The 19,506-nt window shown below is 51.2% G+C and carries 19 protein-coding genes and 1 tRNA gene; 6 read left to right on the forward strand and 14 right to left on the reverse strand.

Going from position 1 to position 19,506, the window contains the following annotated elements:
• Positions 1-118: 118 nt before the first annotated feature.
• The 5 genes from AC1DWB_RS05445 to AC1DWB_RS05465 form a co-directional block, all read right to left on the reverse strand.
• Positions 119-1,024: a fumarylacetoacetate hydrolase family protein gene (locus AC1DWB_RS05445; protein WP_477540023.1), complete on the reverse strand. Its 906-nt coding sequence runs from the start codon at positions 1,022-1,024 to the stop codon at positions 119-121.
• Between the two features lie 63 nt (positions 1,025-1,087).
• A complete protein-coding gene (locus AC1DWB_RS05450; protein WP_477540024.1) occupies positions 1,088-2,047 on the reverse strand; it encodes a LutC/YkgG family protein in 960 nt (319 codons plus the stop codon).
• Entirely contained in the window at positions 2,044-3,564 is a 1,521-nt protein-coding gene (locus AC1DWB_RS05455; RefSeq protein WP_477540025.1) for a LutB/LldF family L-lactate oxidation iron-sulfur protein, read from the reverse strand. Before AC1DWB_RS05455 ends, AC1DWB_RS05450 begins: the two co-directional genes overlap by 4 nt.
• Positions 3,561-4,292 (reverse strand): (Fe-S)-binding protein, encoded by a 732-nt coding sequence (locus AC1DWB_RS05460; protein WP_477540026.1) that lies wholly within the window; start codon positions 4,290-4,292, stop codon positions 3,561-3,563. The genes AC1DWB_RS05455 and AC1DWB_RS05460 overlap by 4 nt, the downstream gene beginning before the upstream one ends.
• Before the next feature lie 196 nt (positions 4,293-4,488).
• Positions 4,489-5,217 carry a FadR/GntR family transcriptional regulator gene (locus AC1DWB_RS05465; protein WP_477540027.1) on the reverse strand — a complete coding sequence of 243 codons (729 nt, stop codon included), beginning with the start codon at positions 5,215-5,217 and terminating at the stop codon, positions 4,489-4,491.
• Between the two features lie 179 nt (positions 5,218-5,396).
• Here AC1DWB_RS05465 and AC1DWB_RS05470 point away from each other — a divergent pair, with 179 nt between their 5' ends.
• The gene (locus AC1DWB_RS05470) at positions 5,397-5,585 is read left to right on the forward strand and encodes a small, acid-soluble spore protein, alpha/beta type (RefSeq protein WP_477540028.1); all 189 of its coding nucleotides are present in this window, start codon (positions 5,397-5,399) and stop codon (positions 5,583-5,585) included.
• Between the two features lie 375 nt (positions 5,586-5,960).
• Here AC1DWB_RS05470 and AC1DWB_RS05475 read toward each other — a convergent pair whose 3' ends face one another.
• Positions 5,961-6,299 (reverse strand): hypothetical protein, encoded by a 339-nt coding sequence (locus AC1DWB_RS05475; protein ID WP_477540029.1) that lies wholly within the window; start codon positions 6,297-6,299, stop codon positions 5,961-5,963.
• 416 nt (positions 6,300-6,715) lie between these two features.
• Between AC1DWB_RS05475 and AC1DWB_RS05480 the strand changes: the two genes are divergently transcribed.
• Genes AC1DWB_RS05480 through AC1DWB_RS05490 form a run of 3 tightly spaced genes read left to right on the forward strand, consistent with a single transcriptional unit; the run spans position 6,716 to position 8,200 of the window.
• Positions 6,716-7,330: a class I SAM-dependent methyltransferase gene (locus AC1DWB_RS05480; RefSeq protein WP_477540030.1), complete on the forward strand. Its 615-nt coding sequence runs from the start codon at positions 6,716-6,718 to the stop codon at positions 7,328-7,330.
• Between the two features lie 20 nt (positions 7,331-7,350).
• Complete coding sequence (locus tag AC1DWB_RS05485; protein WP_477540031.1) at positions 7,351-7,899, forward strand: GNAT family N-acetyltransferase; 549 nt, start codon at positions 7,351-7,353, stop codon at positions 7,897-7,899.
• Positions 7,880-8,200 carry a GNAT family N-acetyltransferase gene (locus AC1DWB_RS05490; RefSeq protein WP_477540032.1) on the forward strand — a complete coding sequence of 107 codons (321 nt, stop codon included), beginning with the start codon at positions 7,880-7,882 and terminating at the stop codon, positions 8,198-8,200. The genes AC1DWB_RS05485 and AC1DWB_RS05490 overlap by 20 nt, the downstream gene beginning before the upstream one ends.
• A gap of 158 nt (positions 8,201-8,358) precedes the next feature.
• Here AC1DWB_RS05490 and AC1DWB_RS05495 read toward each other — a convergent pair whose 3' ends face one another.
• The 3 genes from AC1DWB_RS05495 to AC1DWB_RS05505 form a co-directional block, all read right to left on the reverse strand.
• Positions 8,359-8,592, reverse strand: coding sequence for a helix-turn-helix domain-containing protein (locus AC1DWB_RS05495; protein WP_477540033.1), 234 nt, complete (start codon positions 8,590-8,592; stop codon positions 8,359-8,361).
• A 250-nt stretch (positions 8,593-8,842) separates the two neighbouring features.
• Positions 8,843-8,913, reverse strand: a tRNA-Thr gene (locus tag AC1DWB_RS05500).
• Positions 8,914-9,053: 140 nt separating this feature from the next.
• Positions 9,054-9,578: an NUDIX domain-containing protein gene (locus tag AC1DWB_RS05505; protein WP_477540034.1), complete on the reverse strand. Its 525-nt coding sequence runs from the start codon at positions 9,576-9,578 to the stop codon at positions 9,054-9,056.
• A gap of 252 nt (positions 9,579-9,830) precedes the next feature.
• Here AC1DWB_RS05505 and AC1DWB_RS05510 point away from each other — a divergent pair, with 252 nt between their 5' ends.
• Together AC1DWB_RS05510 and AC1DWB_RS05515 are read left to right on the forward strand one after the other, a co-directional pair.
• Entirely contained in the window at positions 9,831-12,230 is a 2,400-nt protein-coding gene (locus tag AC1DWB_RS05510) for a hypothetical protein (RefSeq protein ID WP_477540035.1), read from the forward strand.
• A gap of 58 nt (positions 12,231-12,288) precedes the next feature.
• Complete coding sequence (locus AC1DWB_RS05515; RefSeq protein ID WP_477540036.1) at positions 12,289-12,948, forward strand: SGNH/GDSL hydrolase family protein; 660 nt, start codon at positions 12,289-12,291, stop codon at positions 12,946-12,948.
• 95 nt (positions 12,949-13,043) lie between these two features.
• Here AC1DWB_RS05515 and AC1DWB_RS05520 read toward each other — a convergent pair whose 3' ends face one another.
• The 5 genes from AC1DWB_RS05520 to AC1DWB_RS05540 all read right to left on the reverse strand — a co-directional run bounded on the left by AC1DWB_RS05520 (position 13,044) and on the right by AC1DWB_RS05540 (position 19,327).
• Complete coding sequence (locus AC1DWB_RS05520) at positions 13,044-13,226, reverse strand: hypothetical protein (RefSeq protein WP_477540037.1); 183 nt, start codon at positions 13,224-13,226, stop codon at positions 13,044-13,046.
• 4 nt (positions 13,227-13,230) lie between these two features.
• Positions 13,231-14,052, reverse strand: coding sequence for a carbohydrate ABC transporter permease (locus AC1DWB_RS05525; protein ID WP_477540084.1), 822 nt, complete (start codon positions 14,050-14,052; stop codon positions 13,231-13,233).
• Between the two features lie 76 nt (positions 14,053-14,128).
• A complete protein-coding gene (locus AC1DWB_RS05530) occupies positions 14,129-15,061 on the reverse strand; it encodes an ABC transporter permease (RefSeq protein WP_477540038.1) in 933 nt (310 codons plus the stop codon).
• 75 nt (positions 15,062-15,136) lie between these two features.
• Positions 15,137-16,777 carry an extracellular solute-binding protein gene (locus AC1DWB_RS05535; RefSeq protein WP_477540039.1) on the reverse strand — a complete coding sequence of 547 codons (1,641 nt, stop codon included), beginning with the start codon at positions 16,775-16,777 and terminating at the stop codon, positions 15,137-15,139.
• Between the two features lie 186 nt (positions 16,778-16,963).
• The gene (locus AC1DWB_RS05540; RefSeq protein WP_477540040.1) at positions 16,964-19,327 is read right to left on the reverse strand and encodes a helix-turn-helix domain-containing protein; all 2,364 of its coding nucleotides are present in this window, start codon (positions 19,325-19,327) and stop codon (positions 16,964-16,966) included.
• Positions 19,328-19,506: the final 179 nt, after the last annotated feature.

Below are 19,506 nucleotides of genomic sequence, written 5' to 3' on the forward strand. Positions count from 1 at the left end.
GTTAACACTGACGAGGCAGCTGCTGCAAGTGGTATATAAAAAATCCCCTTCAAGAAGACGAAGGCGCTGTTCAGTCAGCACGTCTTGTCTCTTGAAGGGGGTTTATGTGTTGTGCAGATTATTGCTCGTTCACCATACGGTTCTGCAAGGTTCCGAGTTTCTCAATTTCCACGACCATAACGTCGCCGTCTTTCAGGTACACTTGCTTCTCTTCCGGGTAACCAAGCACGACACCTTCCGGCGTACCCGTCAGAATGATGTCTCCTGGATACAGCGACATGTGCTGGGAAATATAGCTCACGATTTCGTCGCAGTGGAAGATCATATCGGACGTATTCGAGTTTTGGCGAACTTCACCGTTGACGCTGAGCTTCAGGTTGAGGTCATTCGGGTTGCCGACTTCGTCTGCACTTACCAGGTAAGGGCCAAGTGGGCTGAAGCTATCGCAGCTCTTGCCTAACAACCATTGGGACGTGCGCAGTTGCAGGTCGCGGGCCGAGATATCGTTCACGACGGTGTAGCCGAATACGTGATCAAGTGCTTGCTCCTTGGTTACATACTTGGCGGTTTTGCCGATTACCATACACAGTTCGACTTCATAATCGACTTTACTGGACGTTCTAGGCAAAGGAATATCAGCCAGATGGCCTGTCAAGGTGTTATCGAATTTGTTGAATAAAATCGGCGATGTAGGGATCTTCGCATTCGTTTCTTCGGCATGTCGGCGGTAGTTGAGCCCTACACAGATGATTTTGCTAGGCTTGGGTACGGATGGACCGAAGGTGATGTTGGATTCAGGCTTGATGAATTTGGCTTTATCGGAAGCGGAGGCAGCAAGTGCTAGATCCACATAGGATTGCAGAGCTTTCAAGGCCGCTGCGCCGCCTTCGATGACCTGATGTGTCGTTTGCGGAGCGTTAGAGTCTGAGACGATGGAGAGTGCCTCGACAACATTCAGGATGCCTTCAGAAGTTTTGACTCCGAGTTGGGAGCCTTGTTTCGTTTGAATCGTAACCAATTTCATAATTTCAAATCTCCTTTCGACTCGTAAAAAGATGATTTCATGTTTATCAGTATAGACGATKCATCAGGATTGGACAATAACCGCGAACACTTTTCCAGGCCCATGAATGCCGATTGTCAAATCGTTCTCGATGTCGGCGCTTCGGCTAGGACCAGTGATCAAATTGATGGAAGAGGGCAGGTCAACTACGTCGGGATACTCCTCCCGGATTCGTTCCAGCGCCTCGCCCATGCGGGTGACTAACTTGTCGGCGTGGAACACGGCGAACAGGGCTTCGGGCAGTAGACTGACCGAGCGACCGCGGCCGCCGTGTGCCTTCAGCACGAGCGTGCCTGTGTTGGCGAGCGCGTAGTCCGCCCACACGACGCCGAGGCGAGATCGCTCGGCGGCTTGCAGCAGCGGGCTGCGTGCACTCCAGCGGCTGGCGGTGGCCGCTAAAGGCACGGCGCCCGTGGAGGTCGGCGGGGCGTCCGTAGCTGTTCGTGCAGGTGCGGACGCGTCTGCGGTTGCGCTGGCATCCGCTGCGGCGCTAGAGGCAGACGTGCCGACGGTATGCGGCGCGTGCAAGTGGTCTGCGCCGTCGGCGCGCCATGGCACGACGGCGATGCCTGCGTCCGCGAGCGCTGCGTCGAGCGGCAGCTCTTGCAGGTCCGGGTGCTCCCAACGGGTCACCCGGTCGATCTGCAGCTCGGCGCACACTTGGCGCACGAGCGCAGGGATGGCTTCGGCGGCCTCGGCAGCAGAGACGACCCACACTTTGCCGGTCAGCGCTGTCCAGCTGCGGGTGAATAACTCAATCTTCTGCTGTTGATCAGGACGGATTGCGGCATAATGCTCGGGAACCCCGGTCACAGTCCGTACGGGTGGTGCCGTCAAGGGGGCTTGGCGGCCCAACTGTTTGGCTAATTGACCGATGAAAGCATCACGCCCATGTATGACGCCTGCTCGTTGGCCTTGGGCTTGTGCCTGCCCTGATTCTGACGCCTTTCCTTGCTCAAGCCCTGATCCTGAATTCACGCTCATCGGTGTTCGTCTCCTTTCTTCGGCTCAGATGAGGCGTCGCCGTTCTTCAGCTCTTGCTGAAGTGCAGCCCAGCGATCGCGGAACGACTTCTTCGGCTTCATCGGCATGAAGCGGGACTGCGTCCAGCCGGTTAATGGACCGATGCCTTTCTTGATCGAGCCCTGTTGAACGAGCGGCATCTGCATATAGTAAGCCGCCTTCGTAGCGGTGCGGTACAACTTCACATTGCCGAATGTAGTGGCGTATATCTTGAAGGCCAGCTTTTCTAACGCCGGCGTCAATCCCATCTTGACCTTGCGGTTACGCAGCTGCACGAGCATGTCATGCAGCGGAATCTTGACCGGGCAAGCTTCGTAGCACGCTCCGCATAAGCTGGAGGCGTAGGACAGCTGCCCGGCTTCCTTCATGTCCTGCTGCAGCAAAGGGGTCAGCACGGCCCCGATCGGGCCGCTGTACACGGAGCCGTACGTATGCCCGCCTACGTGGCGGTACACCGGGCATACGTTCAGACACGCTGCGCAGCGGATGCAATGCAGCACCTCCTGGAACACTGGGTCGCCCAGCTGTGCGGATCGGCCGTTGTCCAGGATGAGCACATGCAGCTCTTCCGGCCCATCGAGGTCGCCTTCGCGACGTGGGCCGGTGACGAACGACGTGTACGTCGTCAGCTTCTGCCCGGTGGCGCTGCGCGCCAACAGGTTCAGCATGACCTCCACGTCGGCGAATGTAGGCACGAGGCGCTCCATCCCCATGACCACCACGTGCACCTTCGGAAGCGTCGACACCATCCGGGCATTGCCCTCGTTCGAGACGAGGGTGATCGTGCCGGATTCGGCGATGCCGAAGTTGCACCCGGTCAGGCCGATGTCGGCCTCGAGGAAATAATTGCGCAGCCGCTGCTGGGCATACGCGGCCAAAGGCTTCGTCTCGGCAGGGAACTCATGTCCGGCCTCCTCGCCGAACAGATCGGCGATCTGTTGCTTGTTCTTGTGGATCGCCGGAATGATCAAGTGGGAGGGCGTCTCGCGCGCCAGCTGCAGAATGTATTCGCCAAGATCGGTCTCGATCGCCTCGATGCCTTCCTCCTCCAACCGGTGGTTGAGGTGGATTTCCTCGGACACCATCGACTTTCCCTTGGCGACGAGCTTGGCATTGTGCTGCTTCGCAATGCCCATGAACGTCTGGACTGCGTCTTCGCCGGTCCGGCAGAAGTGCACGTTCCCGCCAGCCTTTGCCACATTGTCCGCGAATTGAGACAAGTAGTAGTCGAGGTTGGACACGACATGCTCACGGATGGTGCGGCCGCGTTCCCGCCAATCTTCCCAATTGCCTAGTTCGTCGGTAGCTCCCTGCTTACCGCTCTTCAGCTTGTCGGTAGTGAACGCGACCGCTTTGCGCAGGAAGGGATCGTCTAACGCGAGCTCCGTCCTTTTTTTCAACCCCGAACCGATCAATTCCAGCTCAGAGGGTGCTTTGTGTTCCTTGTGATGATGACCGGTGTTCGCAGACACACTCATCGCGCTTTCACCCCCTCTTCCAGAAGCTGGGCCAGGTGCATGACCTGAATCGGCTTACCTTCCTTATTCAATCGGCCTTGAATGTTCATCAGGCAACCCATATCCGTTCCGACCAGCACCTCAGCACCGGTCTCGCAGACGTGCGCCGCTTTCTCACATACCATAGCTTCGGACATATCCGCCATCTTCACCGCGAACGTACCGCCGAAGCCGCAGCAGTCTTCTTTTTTCGGAAGATCAACGAGCTGCATATCCTTGACATTGTTCAGCAGTTGGAGTGGCTCTTCGCGGACACCGAGCAGTCGCATAGCGTGGCAGGAAGGATGATAGGTCACCTTATGCGGGAACTTCGCATCCAGATCACTCACTCCAAGCACTTGAACGAGGAATTGCGAGAACTCATACGTTCGCTCGATTAGCGCAACTGCCTTGCGATGCCACTCCGGCTCATCCTTGAATAGATCGGGATAGTAGTGGTGGACCATGCCGGTGCAGGAGCCAGAGGGGGAGACGATATAGTCGCTGTGTTCAAAAGCACGGATCCACTGTCGGGCTACTTCGCGGGCCTCATCCTGGTAACCGCTGTTGAACGCGGGTTGGCCGCAGCATGTCTGCATCTCGGGAAAGTCAACCTCACAGCCATGGCGATGCAGCAAGCGGACAACGCTTTCACCAACCTCCGGATACAGCTGATCGGCGAGACAAGTGATGAACAGAGAAACTTTCATAGGGTACGCCACCTTGCTTTCCTTGTTATGTTAACGGTCGGGTATGTTGAGACTTGTACTTTTGCTTGAGCTTTGCTTGGTTGGTACCGACCGACTGTTATATATATTATTATCAGGTTATCAGACAACTGGTGAATTGAAAAGAGGTTTGTTGCATTTTTTTACCCCTTCTAGGCTAGGCGATCGCCTACTCTCCTCATTCCGGTTGCTTCTTTCCTTGCAAATATTCGCGAATCTGCTGCTCGACGTAGAGGAGGTGGCTTTGCATCTCCGCTTGGGCGCGGGCTGCATCCTGATCACGGATGGCTTCGAATATCGCTTTGTGCTCCAGCCAGAACCGTTGGGTCAAAGACTTGTTGCGGTATAGCTGCAATCGACGGGTTTCCCGAATCGTGACTTCAACCTGGGCCGAAATCGTTTCCAACAGCTTCACCATAATCGGATTGTGTGTAGCCTCAGCTAACGCAAGGTGAAAGCGCATATCTTGCTTTTCCCCGACAGCCTCCGTTCCCAGCTCACTGTCCATATCGGCGAGAATGTGCTCGAACCGTTCCAGATCCTTGTCATCACGTTTGGCCGCAGCTAATCCTGCATTCGCCATTTCTAATGCTTTGCGAGCTTCGAGCAGATCGAATACGGCCTCCATGCTCGTGAATAGATGCTCGAATTGCGGAACTTCCAGCTCCCGATCGTCCATGCCTCGTACGAAACAACCCTCACCCTGGCGGATCTCAATTAATCCCATCGCCTTTAGCATACTCAGCGCTTCGCGCATCGTGGAACGTCCTACCTGATAGCTCTCCGTCAATTCGCGAGTAGAAGGGAGCTTCTGTCCGGGCTGCAGGCGACCATTCACGATTTGCTGTTTGATCTGCTCGGCGATTTCCTCGTATATTTTACGGGGTGAAATTTTCGTTATTTCCATGGGGCCTCCTTGCGGCATCTGGCTTTAATGGACTCATTGTACCATAGCAAAGGCAGGCTCCGCACAGTCCGAACATGCATTTTCAAAAATTGGAAAAAAATTTTCGATACCCTCATGCATATTATAGGGGCTTTGAAACAAAAATATAAAAACATTAGCAAGAAAGGAGGTGACTACACATGGCAAATAACACTTTGCTCGTACCACAAAGCGCAAATGCAATCGACCAATTGAAAATGGAAGCTGCTAGCACACTGGGCGTTAGCTTGGGTGCTGATACTTCTTCCCGCCAAAATGGTTCGGTTGGAGGTCAAATCACTAAGCAACTTGTACAAATCGCTGAGCAATCCCTGGCAGGTCGTCGTTAGGATTCCAAGCGAGTGACTGTCAACCTTGTAACATCTCCTTCAGTCCGTAAAATATACATCAACAAAAAAGAAGCCGCGAGGCTTCTTTTTTCTGCTGCTTGGATGTTGTATTGAGTGGAGACAACATTGTCGGGCGGGTGCGCGCTCACGACGAGTTAACTGGAAAAGCTCCATCTATTTCAGCGGATGAGGAGGAGTGGTTATTAAGCGCAAATTGGAACAATTAGCGGGAGGAATTCCATCTAATAGGGCAAAATCAGATGTATATGGTTAATTTATATGGAGGAAATCCTGTTAGCTACAGTAGGTCAGTTGCAGACACTTGCACGCTTGCTTACTGCTCACCTGATGAATCAACAGCAATGAGGACTTGAATCACTTCACCCTTTTCAACTCACGTAGATCCGTTTCTTGCTCCAGTGACCGTAAGGCGAGCGATTCCAGAATTTTATTCTGGCGATCTTGTGATTCCTTGAGCGTTACGACGTCAACTTGAACTCGAGCAACATCTAGCGTCAAGCCATCCAGTTTGGCATTTGTCTCCTCTTGACCGTGTCGCAGGGCGTAAACCACTTGTTTCAGCTCGTCCAGTGCATCCAATTTTACTTGAAAGACTTGGTTGAACTGCTCCAGTGAATCGAGTCTTGTATCCATGGAATCCAACCTGGTATCCATGGATTCCAGCTTTTCTAAGATTAAGTCCAGCTTGTCCATTTGTGCTCCCCCTTCCTAGGTATAGATTGGTTATGTGTGAAGTCTAGAATGTATGTTGTGATGAAATGTTGGCTTGACAGCACGACACCTCGTTGACGAGAAGCCGCGTTGTTGCCCAGGTGGTGCGATGCTGATGAGAGGAGTCGAACCTACGACCTACGCATTACGAGAGTGCGTTGCTTTTCACGGGCAGGATAGTTTAATCTCTTCACGAATAATTAAATTAATTGTACATGCAAGAAATTCAATAAGAAGACAATATTGATGATACGCTACTGTCAGACAGAAAAACAAATGGTCTCTCGTTCATAAACTTTACGGGAGAAGCTGACTACGTTAAGCATGGATGAACTGAGCCAAGTCATTTCTGCTTAAGTTATTCAAAGTCTGATCGTCGCTTATTGGAGGAGGGTACTATGGACAAAGAGAAACTCATCCGTAAATTCGATAATCAATCCAATATTTACGAAATGAGAAGGAAGAAGCAGTCGGAACGGAAATGGCGGGAAAAATTGATCGGGAGTGCAAAGGGGAAGGTTCTTGAGGTAGCTGTTGGTGCCGGAGCGAATTTTTACTTTTACCCCAAAGATGTGGATGTGACTGCTGTCGATTTCAGCGGTGCTATGTTATCCAAGGCAAGAGAGTCCGCCACGGCTAGCAAAGTTCGTGCCACATTCATTCAATCCGATATTGAATCTATTTCGTTTCCTGAAAACTCATTTGATACCATCGTATCGACATTATCCTTTTGCGGTTACGAATATCCTGTTAGAGTGTTGGAATCTTTTAGCAGGTGGTGCAAGCCGGGCGGTCAAATTTTGTTAATGGAGCATGGTCTCAGTTCAAACCGATTGATTGGCAGCACCCAAAAGATCATCGAGCCGGTATTCCTACGCGTTGTCGGCTGCCATCTGGATCGTAATATGATCCATATTTTTCAGCAGTCCCCGATTCATATACATCATATGGAACGCTACAAGTTTAATACCATTCATTTGGTGTGGGCGTCGCCAAACAAAGGAGAGGGGTGACATGGAGGAATAGAAGGCTGATGAATATTGCAGGTATCCGATACGAACACTTCAGTGAAAAAGATAATAATGTCGTAAGAGAATTATTAAGCTATGACGTCGACGCGGGTGAAAACATTCTTCGGGTGCTTGCTGAAGAGCCGGAATTGTTTATTACCGCGTTTATTGATGATAAGCTTGTTGCACTGGCTCAAGTGAACGAGCCTGGGTCTCAGTCCTATTTAACTGTGTTTGTTGCTCCACAGTTTCGCAGGCAAGGAATAGGTTCTGCAATGGTAAAGTATGCTGAAACCGAATTGCGGGCGGGCGGAACCCAAAAAGTCAGGAGTTCCTTTCGTGCTGGTCATCCATCATCTCTTGCGTTTGCGCGCAAGCTCGGTTATGACAAATACTTTTCATCGGCTTTACTGCAGCGAACCGGCGATCCCTTTCCCCTGGAGAAGCTTCCGGTGAGGCCGTATACGGACGAAGACTATCTTACCAGTCAGTCGCTGTATGCCACAGCTTTTCATGAAATGCGCGTCCGTGTCGGGGTGCTTTCCCGATTCTGTGATTGCCCAGCCCAGTGAAAAAGAACGAAGAGCATGGAAAGAGGATGCGGAAAACCGTTTTGTTTACGAAATAAATGGGGAAATGGTCGCTTATAGCTGCATTTCTGGTAATGAAATCAGCAGTATTTCCGTCCGTACAGACTTTCAGGGGCTTGGGATCGGAAGAAAGTTTGTTATGTATTTATGCAACGAGATCTATCAGCGTGGCTGTGCAAAAGTCGACCTCTGGTGTGTTGTCGGGAATTATGCCAGAAATCTGTATGACAGCCTTAGCTTTAAAGAAAAGTATATTATGGAATTCATGCGGAAAACGCTGTAGATTTTGCCGTAGTCCCTTGACAGGGACACATTGCATACAACGTTACAAGCACTGCTAAAAAGCTCTGGGCGGTGTATCCGGGGATTTATCGGGCGGTTGCTCCCATTCCTGCAAAGGATGGCCATTTTAGATCATGTATCGGAGAGCCCGCCGCTTAGTTACGGGTTCGGAACGGATTGGTTTATTCGGTTCGTTTCGTACAGATCGTGTACGTCACATCCGACGGCATCGGCAATTGTGATCGCTACTTGGAGCGGCATAACCCTTTTGTTTTCCATATAGTCAGTTATGCGCTGTGGCTTATAAAATAAAGCTTGCGCTAGTGCTTCTTTCGTCATGCCGGATTCAAGCAGCCGTTCATGAAGCAGACAGCGGCCCAGTTGAATTCTCATGTTGAGGTTGCCTCCGTTTCTTGACCTATAACAACATTGTAGCCAAATAAACAGGGAAGTAACAAACCATGCATACCCTTTTGCGGAGGTTCCAACAGTAAATATATTTATTGTACAACGATAAATTGAACAGCCGCGAACTCGATCGATGGTCTGCTGCACTAAAACGAGGGACGGATAGGCTTGATCAAATTTTATGATTTTTAGAAAGGAAAGAGGCGGCCACAAAATTACATTGGCCGCCTCCTTATGCCCGATGGCAGAATCGAACTGCCAACTGATCATTACGAGTGATCTATTATACCGTTTAACTAACCGGGCTTGCTGAGTAGTATATGACCATGTCGCTACTATCTTACACGGCCTACCTCTGAGCTACATCAGCCTGTACGGGTTGAAGCGTACTTTTATTATCATACTGATTTTTCGGCTCCTGTCAAACAAAAAATCCGGCAGGTATGTCAGTCTTTGTAAGCATCTCCACATACGTACACATCGTAAGATTGGTAGTCGGTTCGAGTCTGAATCGGTCGGCGATAAGGGGATAATCCTGCACTCGATTCAATGGCAGAGGTAAGGAAAACTTTAGTTAACTCAATGACGTCTGGACGGGCCAACGCCTCGGCGATCGGCGCATAGGCCACCCCGCATATTTCTTGGTCATCTTGGGCTTGCAGCACTCCAGAGAGATAGGTCATTTCAAAGGCAACGTAGACGCTCGTCTCATCCTTCTCTACATTATCCTGTCTATCCACCACTCGTCTAACTCCGTTCCGAAGGCCGACGATCCGCTTGGGGGCGGTTAGAAGTCCGGTTTCTTCGGCAACTTCTCTCACAACCGCTTGCTCCAACGATTCACCTTGGTCCACGAATCCACCCGGGAGCATCCATTGGCCCTTGTTCCTGCCGTAATTGACCTGAACCAACAATACGGAACTGTCCCGGTACACAATTCCACACGCGGATAATAAATGTGTAGCTAACATGACGCATCCTCCTCCAACATTGGTATAGATCTCAGTCTAGTCGATTTGCCTAATAAGTCCAATATATGAACATGATCATCGTAATAGGTACTGCCTATAACCCGGTTGAGGGGAGAACAGTACTGCCGATCAAGCTCGCAGTAGCCTTCATCTTCTTTTTTCTCTTGTATCCTTCCTTCTGCCTGTGTCACAATAAAAAGATAAACGTGGTTCTACACACTACTAGGATCGGAAAAAACCGGAGGCCAAATCATGTCATCCCTTTATCAAGCACGTTCCTCACTGCTGTGGAAATCGGACTGTTACTTGAGTGCATTGGAGGAATCTCTACATCATAAGAAGCTGCTGTCCCTGGACATCTTCGACACCATCCTATTCCGCACTGTGTCCGATCCGACGGATGTGTTCGTGAAGACAGCGGAAGCAGCGGAACGCGCCGGACTATGGAAGAGTGCGGGAACACCCGACGAATTCCGGCTCATCCGCATGCAGGCGGAGAGAGAGGCGCGCGGGAAGAAGCTTGGCGTGGCAGGGTACGACGAGGTGACATTGGAGCAAATCTATGAGGAGCTGCCGGTGAGCCTCGGGGATCAGGAGCAGTTGCTGCAGCTGGAGCTTGAACAGGAGCGATCGGCTTGTTTCCTGAATCCGAACATGGCGTCCCTTATCGATTGGGCACGGGCTAGAGACATGCAGATCGTGCTATTATCAGACATGTATTTGTCCTCCCGACAGTTGAGGGCGCTGTTGCACGCGTCGGGACTGGACGAGACTTGCTACGATCTATTGCTGGTATCCAGCGAAGAGAAGTGCAGCAAAGCATCCGGGGGGTTGTTCGAGCGGCTGTTGTCGCGGTACCCGAATGTCCCGGTTGAAGCGATTGTCCATATCGGGGATCAGCTTCGTTCGGACATTCACGGGGCAGCAATCCATGCGATCCAAGCTCTGCATTACCAAGTCATTCCGAGCACATTCGAACGCCCCTACCATTGGGATGTGATTCGTCACGGTAACGTGTTGCGTTCCATTCAATCGTTAACCAAGTTAACGGAATGTACGATCGATCCAGATATCGTCAGTAGGTCGGAGTCGGAGCAGTTCTTTTACCAATTCGGAGTACGGTCGCTGGGACCTATGCTGACGTCCTATTGCGAGTGGGTTATCGATGTTTGCATAGCAGAGCAGCGTGATGAAGTTCATCCACTGATGCGCGAAGGCGTCCTGTTGGCACCACTATTGGAACAGATTGCTCGACAAAGGGGCTTGGCGCTCTCAGTTAAGCCTCTGTACGTTTCCAGACAAGCGACTTACTTGGCATCGCTAGAGCGGTTTGGAGCGCGTGAGCTGGGTCAGCTTCTGGGAACGGACTGCAAGATTGGAGAACTGTTCCGAGTGCTGGATATTCAGGAGGAATGTACAGCCCTGCATGACTGGCTGGATCTGACCGTGTCCGAGTGCAGGACGATAATCGATAATGCTGGTGAATCAGTCATTGGCCTGGTGGAACGCTATTTCTTGTCTGAGCGTACTCTGGATCTGATCCAGCGTTCCCTGGAGCGCCACCGCCGGTTGCTGAACGAGTATTTGCAGCAGCAATGTGCTAACCCGGAGCAGCTCGTAACTGTGGATATCGGGTTCCACGGCACGATTCAGAAGAATATCGAGTATGCCTGGAAATCAGGGGGCCATACTTCGCGAATGATCCATCTGCTGGCCGTCGGCGGTGCTGGGTTGGAGAAGCTTCACCTGCGTGGGATGGATGTCCGGTGTCATCTCGGGGGAGTTGACCGTAACGGCGACCTCGGACAAGCGATTGTCCGCAGCCCGGCTTTCCTGGAAGAGCTGCTGATGGGGGATTTCGGCACCACGATCGGGTATGAGCGGGATGTGGATGGGAAAGTGGTTCCCATGTTGGCGCCTCTCGAACAGGACGTTGCCGAGCTGCGCAATAAGCTGGCGTGCCACAGGGGAGTGCTAGCTTTTCAGGCGAGCTGTCAGGCTCTGCGTCAAGTCAAACCTAACGTCACCGACATCCTCAATCCGAGAGAGTGGTACAAGCCGATCCACCGCGTGATCACGATGCCTTCGCCAGAGGAAGCGAGGTACCTGGGCAACCTTAAGCATCAAGACTCCTACTTGGGTGAAGTCAGCGAGATCTGTCAGCCTATTCCGGCAGTATGGTTTGCCGAGGGGGAAGAAGCGTTTCTGCGAGCCTGCAACTTCGGACCTTCTACGTTAAACGCCTACTGGCCGCAAGGCACGCTCACCCGGCATAGTCCCTATTATTTGTACAATTATTATTTGCGCTCGTCCGACTCATTCGGCATTCAACCGATCTTGTTCGATCTCATTCAGCAGATTCAGCGACAGGGTATCACAACCATACATGTGCTGGGTTCGGGTCGGGTCGCCGAACGCATGATGGAGCGAGCCTACCTGCATCAGATTTATGTGGAGCACTACATTCAATCACGGGAGCAGTTGGAGTATCTGGAGCAGGAATCCATCACGGGCGTGGGGAAAGATAGAGTGTCTTGTTACGTCATAGCGTCGCTTGTGGAAGAAGAGATCGAGGCTTGGCGAGAGGCAATAGGGGCGCTATATATAAATAAGGATGAAGCTGCACCGATTGTTATTTTTGCTGAAGTGTAGTGGGTAAGGAAGTCTATCAACATCACAAGCTGGCAAACTTAGAAAGCAGGTGAGTACAATGAATTATGTGGCATTAGGGGATTCGATTACCGCTTATCGGCAAGGCGTTAAGGTGTATTTTGAACAATTGCAGGAGAATGGGGCAGAATTTGGTTTCGCAAATATGATTAACAGCGGAGTGCCGGGTTGGAATACGGCGCACGTTAGGGCGGATCTGGACAACAAGTGCCTTCAGTTCAACCCTACAGTCGTTACCATTATGCTAGGCACGAATGACCATGCGATCTACAAGGGGACTGAAGCTCCGGCGGTATCGACGGAACAATACGAAGCCAATCTGCGGTATATGGTCGACCAGATCTATTCCATAGGCGGGGACAACCCATCTCTTCAAGCTAGACAGGCGGTGATCTTGATGACGCCTCCATTCGCGGCCACCCATGTCAATGTAGCGGGAACGGATGTCAATCAGAGCCGGTTGCTCGGTTATTGTGACATCGTCAAACGGGTCAGCCGCGATAAAGGTACGGGACTCATCGATGTGAACACGATTACCGGAGAAGCAGTCGGGTGGGATGATGAATGGTACAATCGGGCATTCACGGACAAGAATGACGGCGTTCACTTGAATAGCGAAGGCCAGCAGCTCGTTGCACCGTACGTCAGGGAGGCTATTATGGAGGCTTTGCTGCGCACCGGACAAGACAATAACGCTTAAATGCACTCATTTTCGGAAACATTGCAGTGAAGCATTAAGGCACCAGAAGGGCGGGATCATCCCGCCCTTTTTCTACTAGCGGACCTATGTGATACCTAGGCCAGAATCGGAATGACAACGGTTTCCCCGGTTTCAGCCGCTTCATTGATCTTCAATATCGCCATCGTGCTCTTGGCACCATCGATCGCGTCGCATAACGTTGGCTTGTCTTCGAGAATGCACTCGATGAAATGCTCGACCTCTGGGTCGTACGGATGGCCTGCCATCTCCTGTTTCATTCATTTATTCCTTCAAAGATCCGATTAACACGCCTTTGACAAAATACTTCTGAAGGAACGGATACAGCACCAGGATGGGGATGGTCGCCACGATGATGGTGGCGTACTTGATCGTCTCACCAATTGCGAGTCGGTCCGATTCAAATGCCTTCATCATGCTGTTCGTATCGTTCTGGATCAGAATTTCGCGCAGTACCATCTGCAACGGATACAAGTCCCGCGTTCGTAAGTAAATCAACGCAGAGAACCAAGAGTTCCAATGGGCCACGCCGTAGAACAACACCATAACCGCCAATACCGGAAGCGAGAGGGGGATTACGATCCGCATCAGGATTGTAAAGTCATTCGCCCCGTCCAAGCGGGCCGACTCCTCCAGGCTGACAGGGACGTTCTGGAAAGCGGTACGCATAATAATCATGTTCCAGGCGCTCATCGCCGGAGGAAGTACTAGAGCCCACATCGTGTCAATCATGCCTAGATTTTTGACAAGCAGGTACGTTGGAATAAGCCCGCCCTGAAAAAACATCGTGATCACGATCATAATCATGACCGGATGATTCCAGAACACGTTTTTACGGGAAAGCGCGTAAGCCGCTAGGCAAGTCATCGCCATATTAATGGCGGTCCCCGTCACGACATAGATGAGCGTATTCCAATAGCTGGACAGGATCATCGGATTGTGCAATACCGCTCGGTATGCATCCAGACTGAATCCCGCAGGGAACAGCAGCAGCCCTCTCGCTTGCATCAATTGCCCAGGATCACTCATCGAAGCGAACACGACATACAACAGCGGATACAAGGTCACCGCCGATAACAGAATCATAAGCACAACGTTGAATCCGTCGAACAGGTGACCGCCCCACGTTCTTCTCTCTAGCAAATTCAAGCCCTCCTTGCCCTCACCATAACCTGGCTCCGCCCAATCGCTTACTGAACTGATTCGCGAGCACAAGCAGCAGGAAATTAAGTACAGAATGAATCAAACCGATCGCCGCACTGAAGCTGTAGTTGGACTCGACCAGTCCTTTGCGATAGACGAATGTACCGATGACATCCGCGGTTGAATAGGTGAGTGGATTGTACATGAGTAAGATTTTCTCGTCACTTACTGCAAGCAAGGCCCCCATGCGCAGGATCAGCAGAATGACGATCGTGGGCATAATGCCCGCCAATGTAATATGGTACATCTGTCTGAATCGGCCTGCGCCATCGACTTTCGCCGCCTCGTACAAGGTCGGATCGATACCGCTTATAGCAGCCAAGTAGATGATGGAGCTCCAGCCGATGCTTTGCCAGATGCCGGAGCTCACATATAGGGTGCGGAACCAGCTCGGAGATTGCAGGAACGGAATCGTTTCACCGCCGAGCATCTCGATCCATTGATTCACGAGGCCGTCCGACGATAAGAAGTCGAGCAGCAGTCCCACCACCACCACAATCGAGATAAAGTGAGGCAAGTATGTGATGGATTGGACCAAACGCTTGAATCGGGTGCTGCGAAGTTCATTGAACAGTAGGGCTAGTACGATCGGCGCCGGAAAAGCGAACAGCAGGTCATAGAAGCTGATCAACAGGGTGTTGCGGATAATCCGGCCGAAGTAATAGCTGTCCCAGAAAGCCTTGAAATGCTCCAGCCCAACCCAGGGACTATGCAAGATGCCGCGGCCTGGCGAGAAATTCTTGAAGGCAATCTGAATGCCGTACATGGGTGCGTAATAGAAGAGAGCATAGTACAGGACGATAGGGAGCAGCATCAAGTAAATCATTTTATTCCTGTGAAAATCTTTCGCTAGAAACCGCCGCAAGCCCCGTTTGTGATCCGATATGTCCATAGGATACTCCTAACTCTCATGTTGAGAGGGAACGCGGAAGTGGACGTCCGGCTCCCTCGTTTACACACTTACTTGTTATTTGCGGTTGTTGAAACGTTCAAGCGCTTTCTGATTAATAGCCGTAATCTCATCAACCTTCATGCTTTTTAACTTGCTCACGAACTCTTCGAACTTATCGATCGGCAGGGCGCCCATAATGAATTTGGTGATATTCTCCGCCAGGTACGTTTTGACGTCGGTCATGATCGCGTTCACCTTTGCGCTTTCTTCCACGGTATAGGATAAAGTAGGAAGCAGATTCTCGCCCGTCGCTTCTCCCCATGTTTTCTTGGCCTTCGTCTGCTGCGGCATGCTAGCGAGTTGTTCGGTTGTCCGGCCATCCAGGACGAAGGGGCCACCGGCATTGGCTATCGTGTAGCGGGACAAATTTTGCGACATGGACAATTTATTCGCATTTTTCGTTACATCGTCGGTATATTTGGGATACCCGTCGACCATTTTGTAGCTTTGCCCCTCAATCCCGAAGTTGAACAGCATACTTCCTTCCTTGCCGTATGCATAATCCAGCCATCTGACGGTGGCTTCGGGATTTTTGTTCTTGCCGGTAATGGCTGCCCCTACCCCAGGGAAGGCACTGACCTTGGTGCCTAGCTTGGACTTATCGCCCTTCTTCAGTACGGGAATCGGAGCACCGGCGAGCTCGAAGCTCGGCACCTTGGGCTTAACCAGATCCATATACCGACCGAGCCCGCTCGCTACATAAGCTTCTAAGACGCCGACTGTATCGTTCGAGATTTTCGCATCTCTGAGCTTTGCGTCCGTGGCTGCATAATCTTTGTCAATTAAGCCTTCTTGGTACCATTGCCGCATCGTGGTCAAGAACGATTTGAATCCCGGCTCAATCGGACCGAATTTCACCTTACCGTTCTCCTGGTAGAAATCGAGGGACACGCCCCAGGCATTCGCCCAAATGGACATGAAATCGTTGGACGGCAGCAGCGGAATTTCATCGGCTTTGCCGTTGCCATTCGGGTCTTGAGTTTTAAACGCTTTCAAAGTGGTGTACCATTCATCAATCGTAGTAGGCATCGGCAGCTTAAGCTTATCCAGCCAGTCCTGGCGTACGATCGGCCCCAGATATACTCTTGTCGCGCTGTCACTGTTCAGGAAAGGGAATTCATAGATATTACCTTCATCGGTCGTAATCAGCTTCTTGAATTCGGGATTATCCTTCAGCACCTTGCTCAGATTGGGCGCGTGCTTCTCGATCAGCTCATTTAAGCGAATAATCGTATTCTCCTTGATCGCATTATCCGGGCCTTTGGCAACCGTGCTCCAGTAGGTTTGAATGACGTCTGGGAGGTCGCCTGAAGCTAACATAAGGGAGAACTGATCGTCGGTCTGAGTGCTGGAAGGATGCTGGAACTGGACCTTGGTGCCTGTTGCCTTCTCCAACTCTTTGTAAAGCGGCAACTCGCCGTAGCTCTTCATGGAAACCGCAACGTCCGGATCCATCGCAACCCAGTACTTCAGTGAAGTGGGGTATTTCACACCTTCCGTCTTGTTCGTTGGAACGCTCGTCGCCTCGTTATTGGCCGCTTTGCCGTCTTGTTCCTTCGAGCCGCCTCCCGTACAGCCCAATACTAGCGTAGCCAGAAGCACACCGCTCACCGACAATGCACCGATCTTCCTTGCCCTTTGATTCCTACGTGCCATATTCCATGCTACCTCCCCTGTATGGTTGAATAAGATCAAGTCCGTCATGGGGTCACATCTTCCGAGGTTCCCTTGATCTGACTCCACTATAAGAAACGGAGATACGTCCGTATACTTCGATTCGTTCTGAATGGCTAACTGGATTTAAGCTTCGTCACTGCTATATAGTAAGAGGTCCAAACCGATTTATGGATGAAGGCGAATTAATGGCTTAGTGAACTCCCTATACTTCCCGGGGGTAACGGCATTAATCTTCTTGAAGACCCGGATCAAAGCAATATCGCTTGTATACCCGACCCTGTGAGCAATCTCGGTGATCGTTAGGGAGCGGTCTGCCATCAGCTTCTTGGCTTGATTGATGCGTACGAGGGCAACCCGGTCCGAGATATTGTGGCCTGTGCCTTTCTTATAGAACGTAGACAAGTATTGGGAGGATAAGTTGAAATAGTCGGCCATCGCGGTTAAATTGAAATTGCTGTTGAACGCTTCGCGGTCAATGAATTGGGACATGGACGTGAGCAACTTCTCACTATGGTCGGACCGGCTAAGCTTCACATGCTTGCAGATTGATTCATACCAGATCTTCATATGAACCAGCATATCGTCCGCCGTCGTACAGCTAAGCATGAGCTTAAAGGGGTCAGCATCCTCTTCAACTTCCACATTATCTTCTGTATGGTTCGGTTGAATGGTACTGCGTAGCTTAAGCAACGTCCCTAGCATATCGAAGAAGAGACATTTGCTAATATCGGGCGTCATCGCGCGGTGCTTTACATTCACCTCGTAGATTTGGTTCAGAAGCTGCTCAATGCCGGTATAATCGCCGCTCTCCGCTAGATTCATCAGTTGGACCTCGAGCTCCATCGGATAGTAGTAGGCGTGCTGGTCCGGTACCGGAATCGTCTCATGGCTGATGATCGTATTCGTACCCTTGGTGATCTTGTACTCGAGTGCCAGTAGCGCTTCCCCATAACAGCGGCCTATAGACTGCAGGCCCCCCCGAATCGAGCTGAGGGCTAGGGTCGCTTGGATGTGGAATCGGTCCTCAAGCAAGGTCTTTAATTGGAAAGCATACGCTTTCATTTCTTCCGAGCCTACGGATGAACTCTGTACGCAGCAGATTACCGCTATACGATGCCGGTCGAGTACGACCGCATAGCCACGTGCTTGAAGCAGCTCCACGCTTAAGTTCTGGATAATGAACTGAGCGAGCTCCTGCTCCTCTTCGGATTTACCCCTGCCGTCCTTGCCGCTCTCTACAAGTTCAATGATCAGCACACCGAAGTAAGCGGAATCGAAATGAATACCCATGGCTTGAAGCTGATCCGGGGTGACCTGTGAGGCATAGCCGTACCCTCGAAGCAAGCGGGAGAAGAAGCTGTCTTGAATGACCGGCACTTGCCGGGATACCGTCTCGCGCAGCCGTTTCTCTTCCTGCAGCGAGCGGGCAATCGCTTGTTGGATGAAATCAAATTCATTGATCCGCCGCTTCGGGTGGGGTTCCATGCTCTGCCCTTTGACGATCGCGCCCACGATATCCCGAATCGGGCCATAGTTGCGATACGTTAACAAGTAGCACAACAGAATGCCGCCTGCCAGGGAGATGATGAGGAGCGAGACCGCCCAGCTTTTCAACTCCTCGACCTTCGCCATCACGATCGATTTGGGCACAACCGAGACGTATTTCCATCCGTTCTGCGCCGAGGTGGTGTAAGACAGCATCCACTCTTGGCCGTTTATCGTTCTCGAGGTCGACCCAGTTGCATTCTGGTTCAGAACTTCCATTTCGCTTAGAAGGCTGCGGTTGTCCGAGGGAGACATGATCACATGACCCTCTTTATTCAGAATGTAGACTTCGCCTTGATTGACCCATTCGATTTGCCGGACCAAACTCTTCAACTGCTCCTCGTCCATCTGAATCAACAGCGAACCTTCAATCGCGGCACGTTCCCCAAGCGGTAACGATTGCAGGAACGGAACGACTGTAACTTTACTGGCTCCAACAGTGACAGGCATGGAGGGCAAGTAAGTTTGAAAGGCGTAGTTGGAAAGTTGCTGCTTCATCGCGGACTGGTATTGCGGATCGGAGCTGGTCTGAATTTGAGTCAGGAAGGTGCCCAGGTCGGTCTTCATGCGAGGCGACAAAATGGTATTGGAGCGGGCGAAGTAAATATGGATATCCTTGGCTAACCCTTTCCCAATCTCAAGATGGTTCAAATAATTCATAAACTCAATAAACTGGTATTGGTCCACGTCAGAGTCCGACTCCCGGATGTTGAGTAGGAACGGCAGCTTGGGGTAAAGGGCGATTTGCAGCGCCAATCGTTCCATTTCCTGCGTCTTGTTGTCCATGACGAGTCTTACTTGCTCAAGCAGCCCTAGGTGTGCGCGATTGGAGTTGTCGACCATGCTCCGTTCTACTCGGTTGTAGAACAGACTGCCGATTCCTACCGGAAGCAACAAAATAACCAGATAGGACAGCAGTAGCTTCATAAAGACACTTTTGCTGGAAAACCGACCTCTTTCTCTATTTCGCAGCTTTTCTAGCAAGTTAATCGCCCCCTTTGCATATCCGTAAATACTTGTACCGGTATCGACTAAAGCTGGAGAAGCACATGCCTACAATATGTCTGCCGTACCCTTGCAAGGGTATACACAGTCAATATACAGCATATTGGTGGGAGCGCATATAGACGATGTTTGAGATGGATTATCAAATTTACTCATTA

Source organism: Paenibacillus sp. P4_E11 (genome assembly GCF_056401635.1).

Excerpts from the sequence above, each read along its gene's own strand:
- AC1DWB_RS05495 (WP_477540033.1), bottom strand. The coding sequence starts at position 8,592 with ATGAGAATTCAACTGGGCCGCTGTCTGCTTCATGAACGGCTGCTTGAA.
- AC1DWB_RS05510 (WP_477540035.1), top strand. The coding sequence starts at position 9,831 with ATGTCATCCCTTTATCAAGCACGTTCCTCACTGCTGTGGAAATCGGAC.
- AC1DWB_RS05475 (WP_477540029.1), bottom strand. The coding sequence starts at position 6,299 with ATGGACAAGCTGGACTTAATCTTAGAAAAGCTGGAATCCATGGATACC.
- AC1DWB_RS05505 (WP_477540034.1), bottom strand. The coding sequence starts at position 9,578 with ATGTTAGCTACACATTTATTATCCGCGTGTGGAATTGTGTACCGGGAC.
- AC1DWB_RS05480 (WP_477540030.1), top strand. The coding sequence starts at position 6,716 with ATGGACAAAGAGAAACTCATCCGTAAATTCGATAATCAATCCAATATT.
- AC1DWB_RS05530 (WP_477540038.1), bottom strand. The coding sequence starts at position 15,061 with ATGGACATATCGGATCACAAACGGGGCTTGCGGCGGTTTCTAGCGAAA.
- AC1DWB_RS05460 (WP_477540026.1), bottom strand. The coding sequence starts at position 4,292 with ATGAAAGTTTCTCTGTTCATCACTTGTCTCGCCGATCAGCTGTATCCG.
- AC1DWB_RS05520 (WP_477540037.1), bottom strand. The coding sequence starts at position 13,226 with ATGAAACAGGAGATGGCAGGCCATCCGTACGACCCAGAGGTCGAGCAT.
- AC1DWB_RS05515 (WP_477540036.1), top strand. The coding sequence starts at position 12,289 with ATGAATTATGTGGCATTAGGGGATTCGATTACCGCTTATCGGCAAGGC.
- AC1DWB_RS05485 (WP_477540031.1), top strand. The coding sequence starts at position 7,351 with ATGAATATTGCAGGTATCCGATACGAACACTTCAGTGAAAAAGATAAT.
- AC1DWB_RS05455 (WP_477540025.1), bottom strand. The coding sequence starts at position 3,564 with ATGAGTGTGTCTGCGAACACCGGTCATCATCACAAGGAACACAAAGCA.
- AC1DWB_RS05465 (WP_477540027.1), bottom strand. The coding sequence starts at position 5,217 with ATGGAAATAACGAAAATTTCACCCCGTAAAATATACGAGGAAATCGCC.
- AC1DWB_RS05450 (WP_477540024.1), bottom strand. The coding sequence starts at position 2,047 with ATGAGCGTGAATTCAGGATCAGGGCTTGAGCAAGGAAAGGCGTCAGAA.
- AC1DWB_RS05525 (WP_477540084.1), bottom strand. The coding sequence starts at position 14,052 with ATGATTCTGTTATCGGCGGTGACCTTGTATCCGCTGTTGTATGTCGTG.
- AC1DWB_RS05470 (WP_477540028.1), top strand. The coding sequence starts at position 5,397 with ATGGCAAATAACACTTTGCTCGTACCACAAAGCGCAAATGCAATCGAC.
- AC1DWB_RS05535 (WP_477540039.1), bottom strand. The coding sequence starts at position 16,777 with ATGGCACGTAGGAATCAAAGGGCAAGGAAGATCGGTGCATTGTCGGTG.
- AC1DWB_RS05445 (WP_477540023.1), bottom strand. The coding sequence starts at position 1,024 with ATGAAATTGGTTACGATTCAAACGAAACAAGGCTCCCAACTCGGAGTC.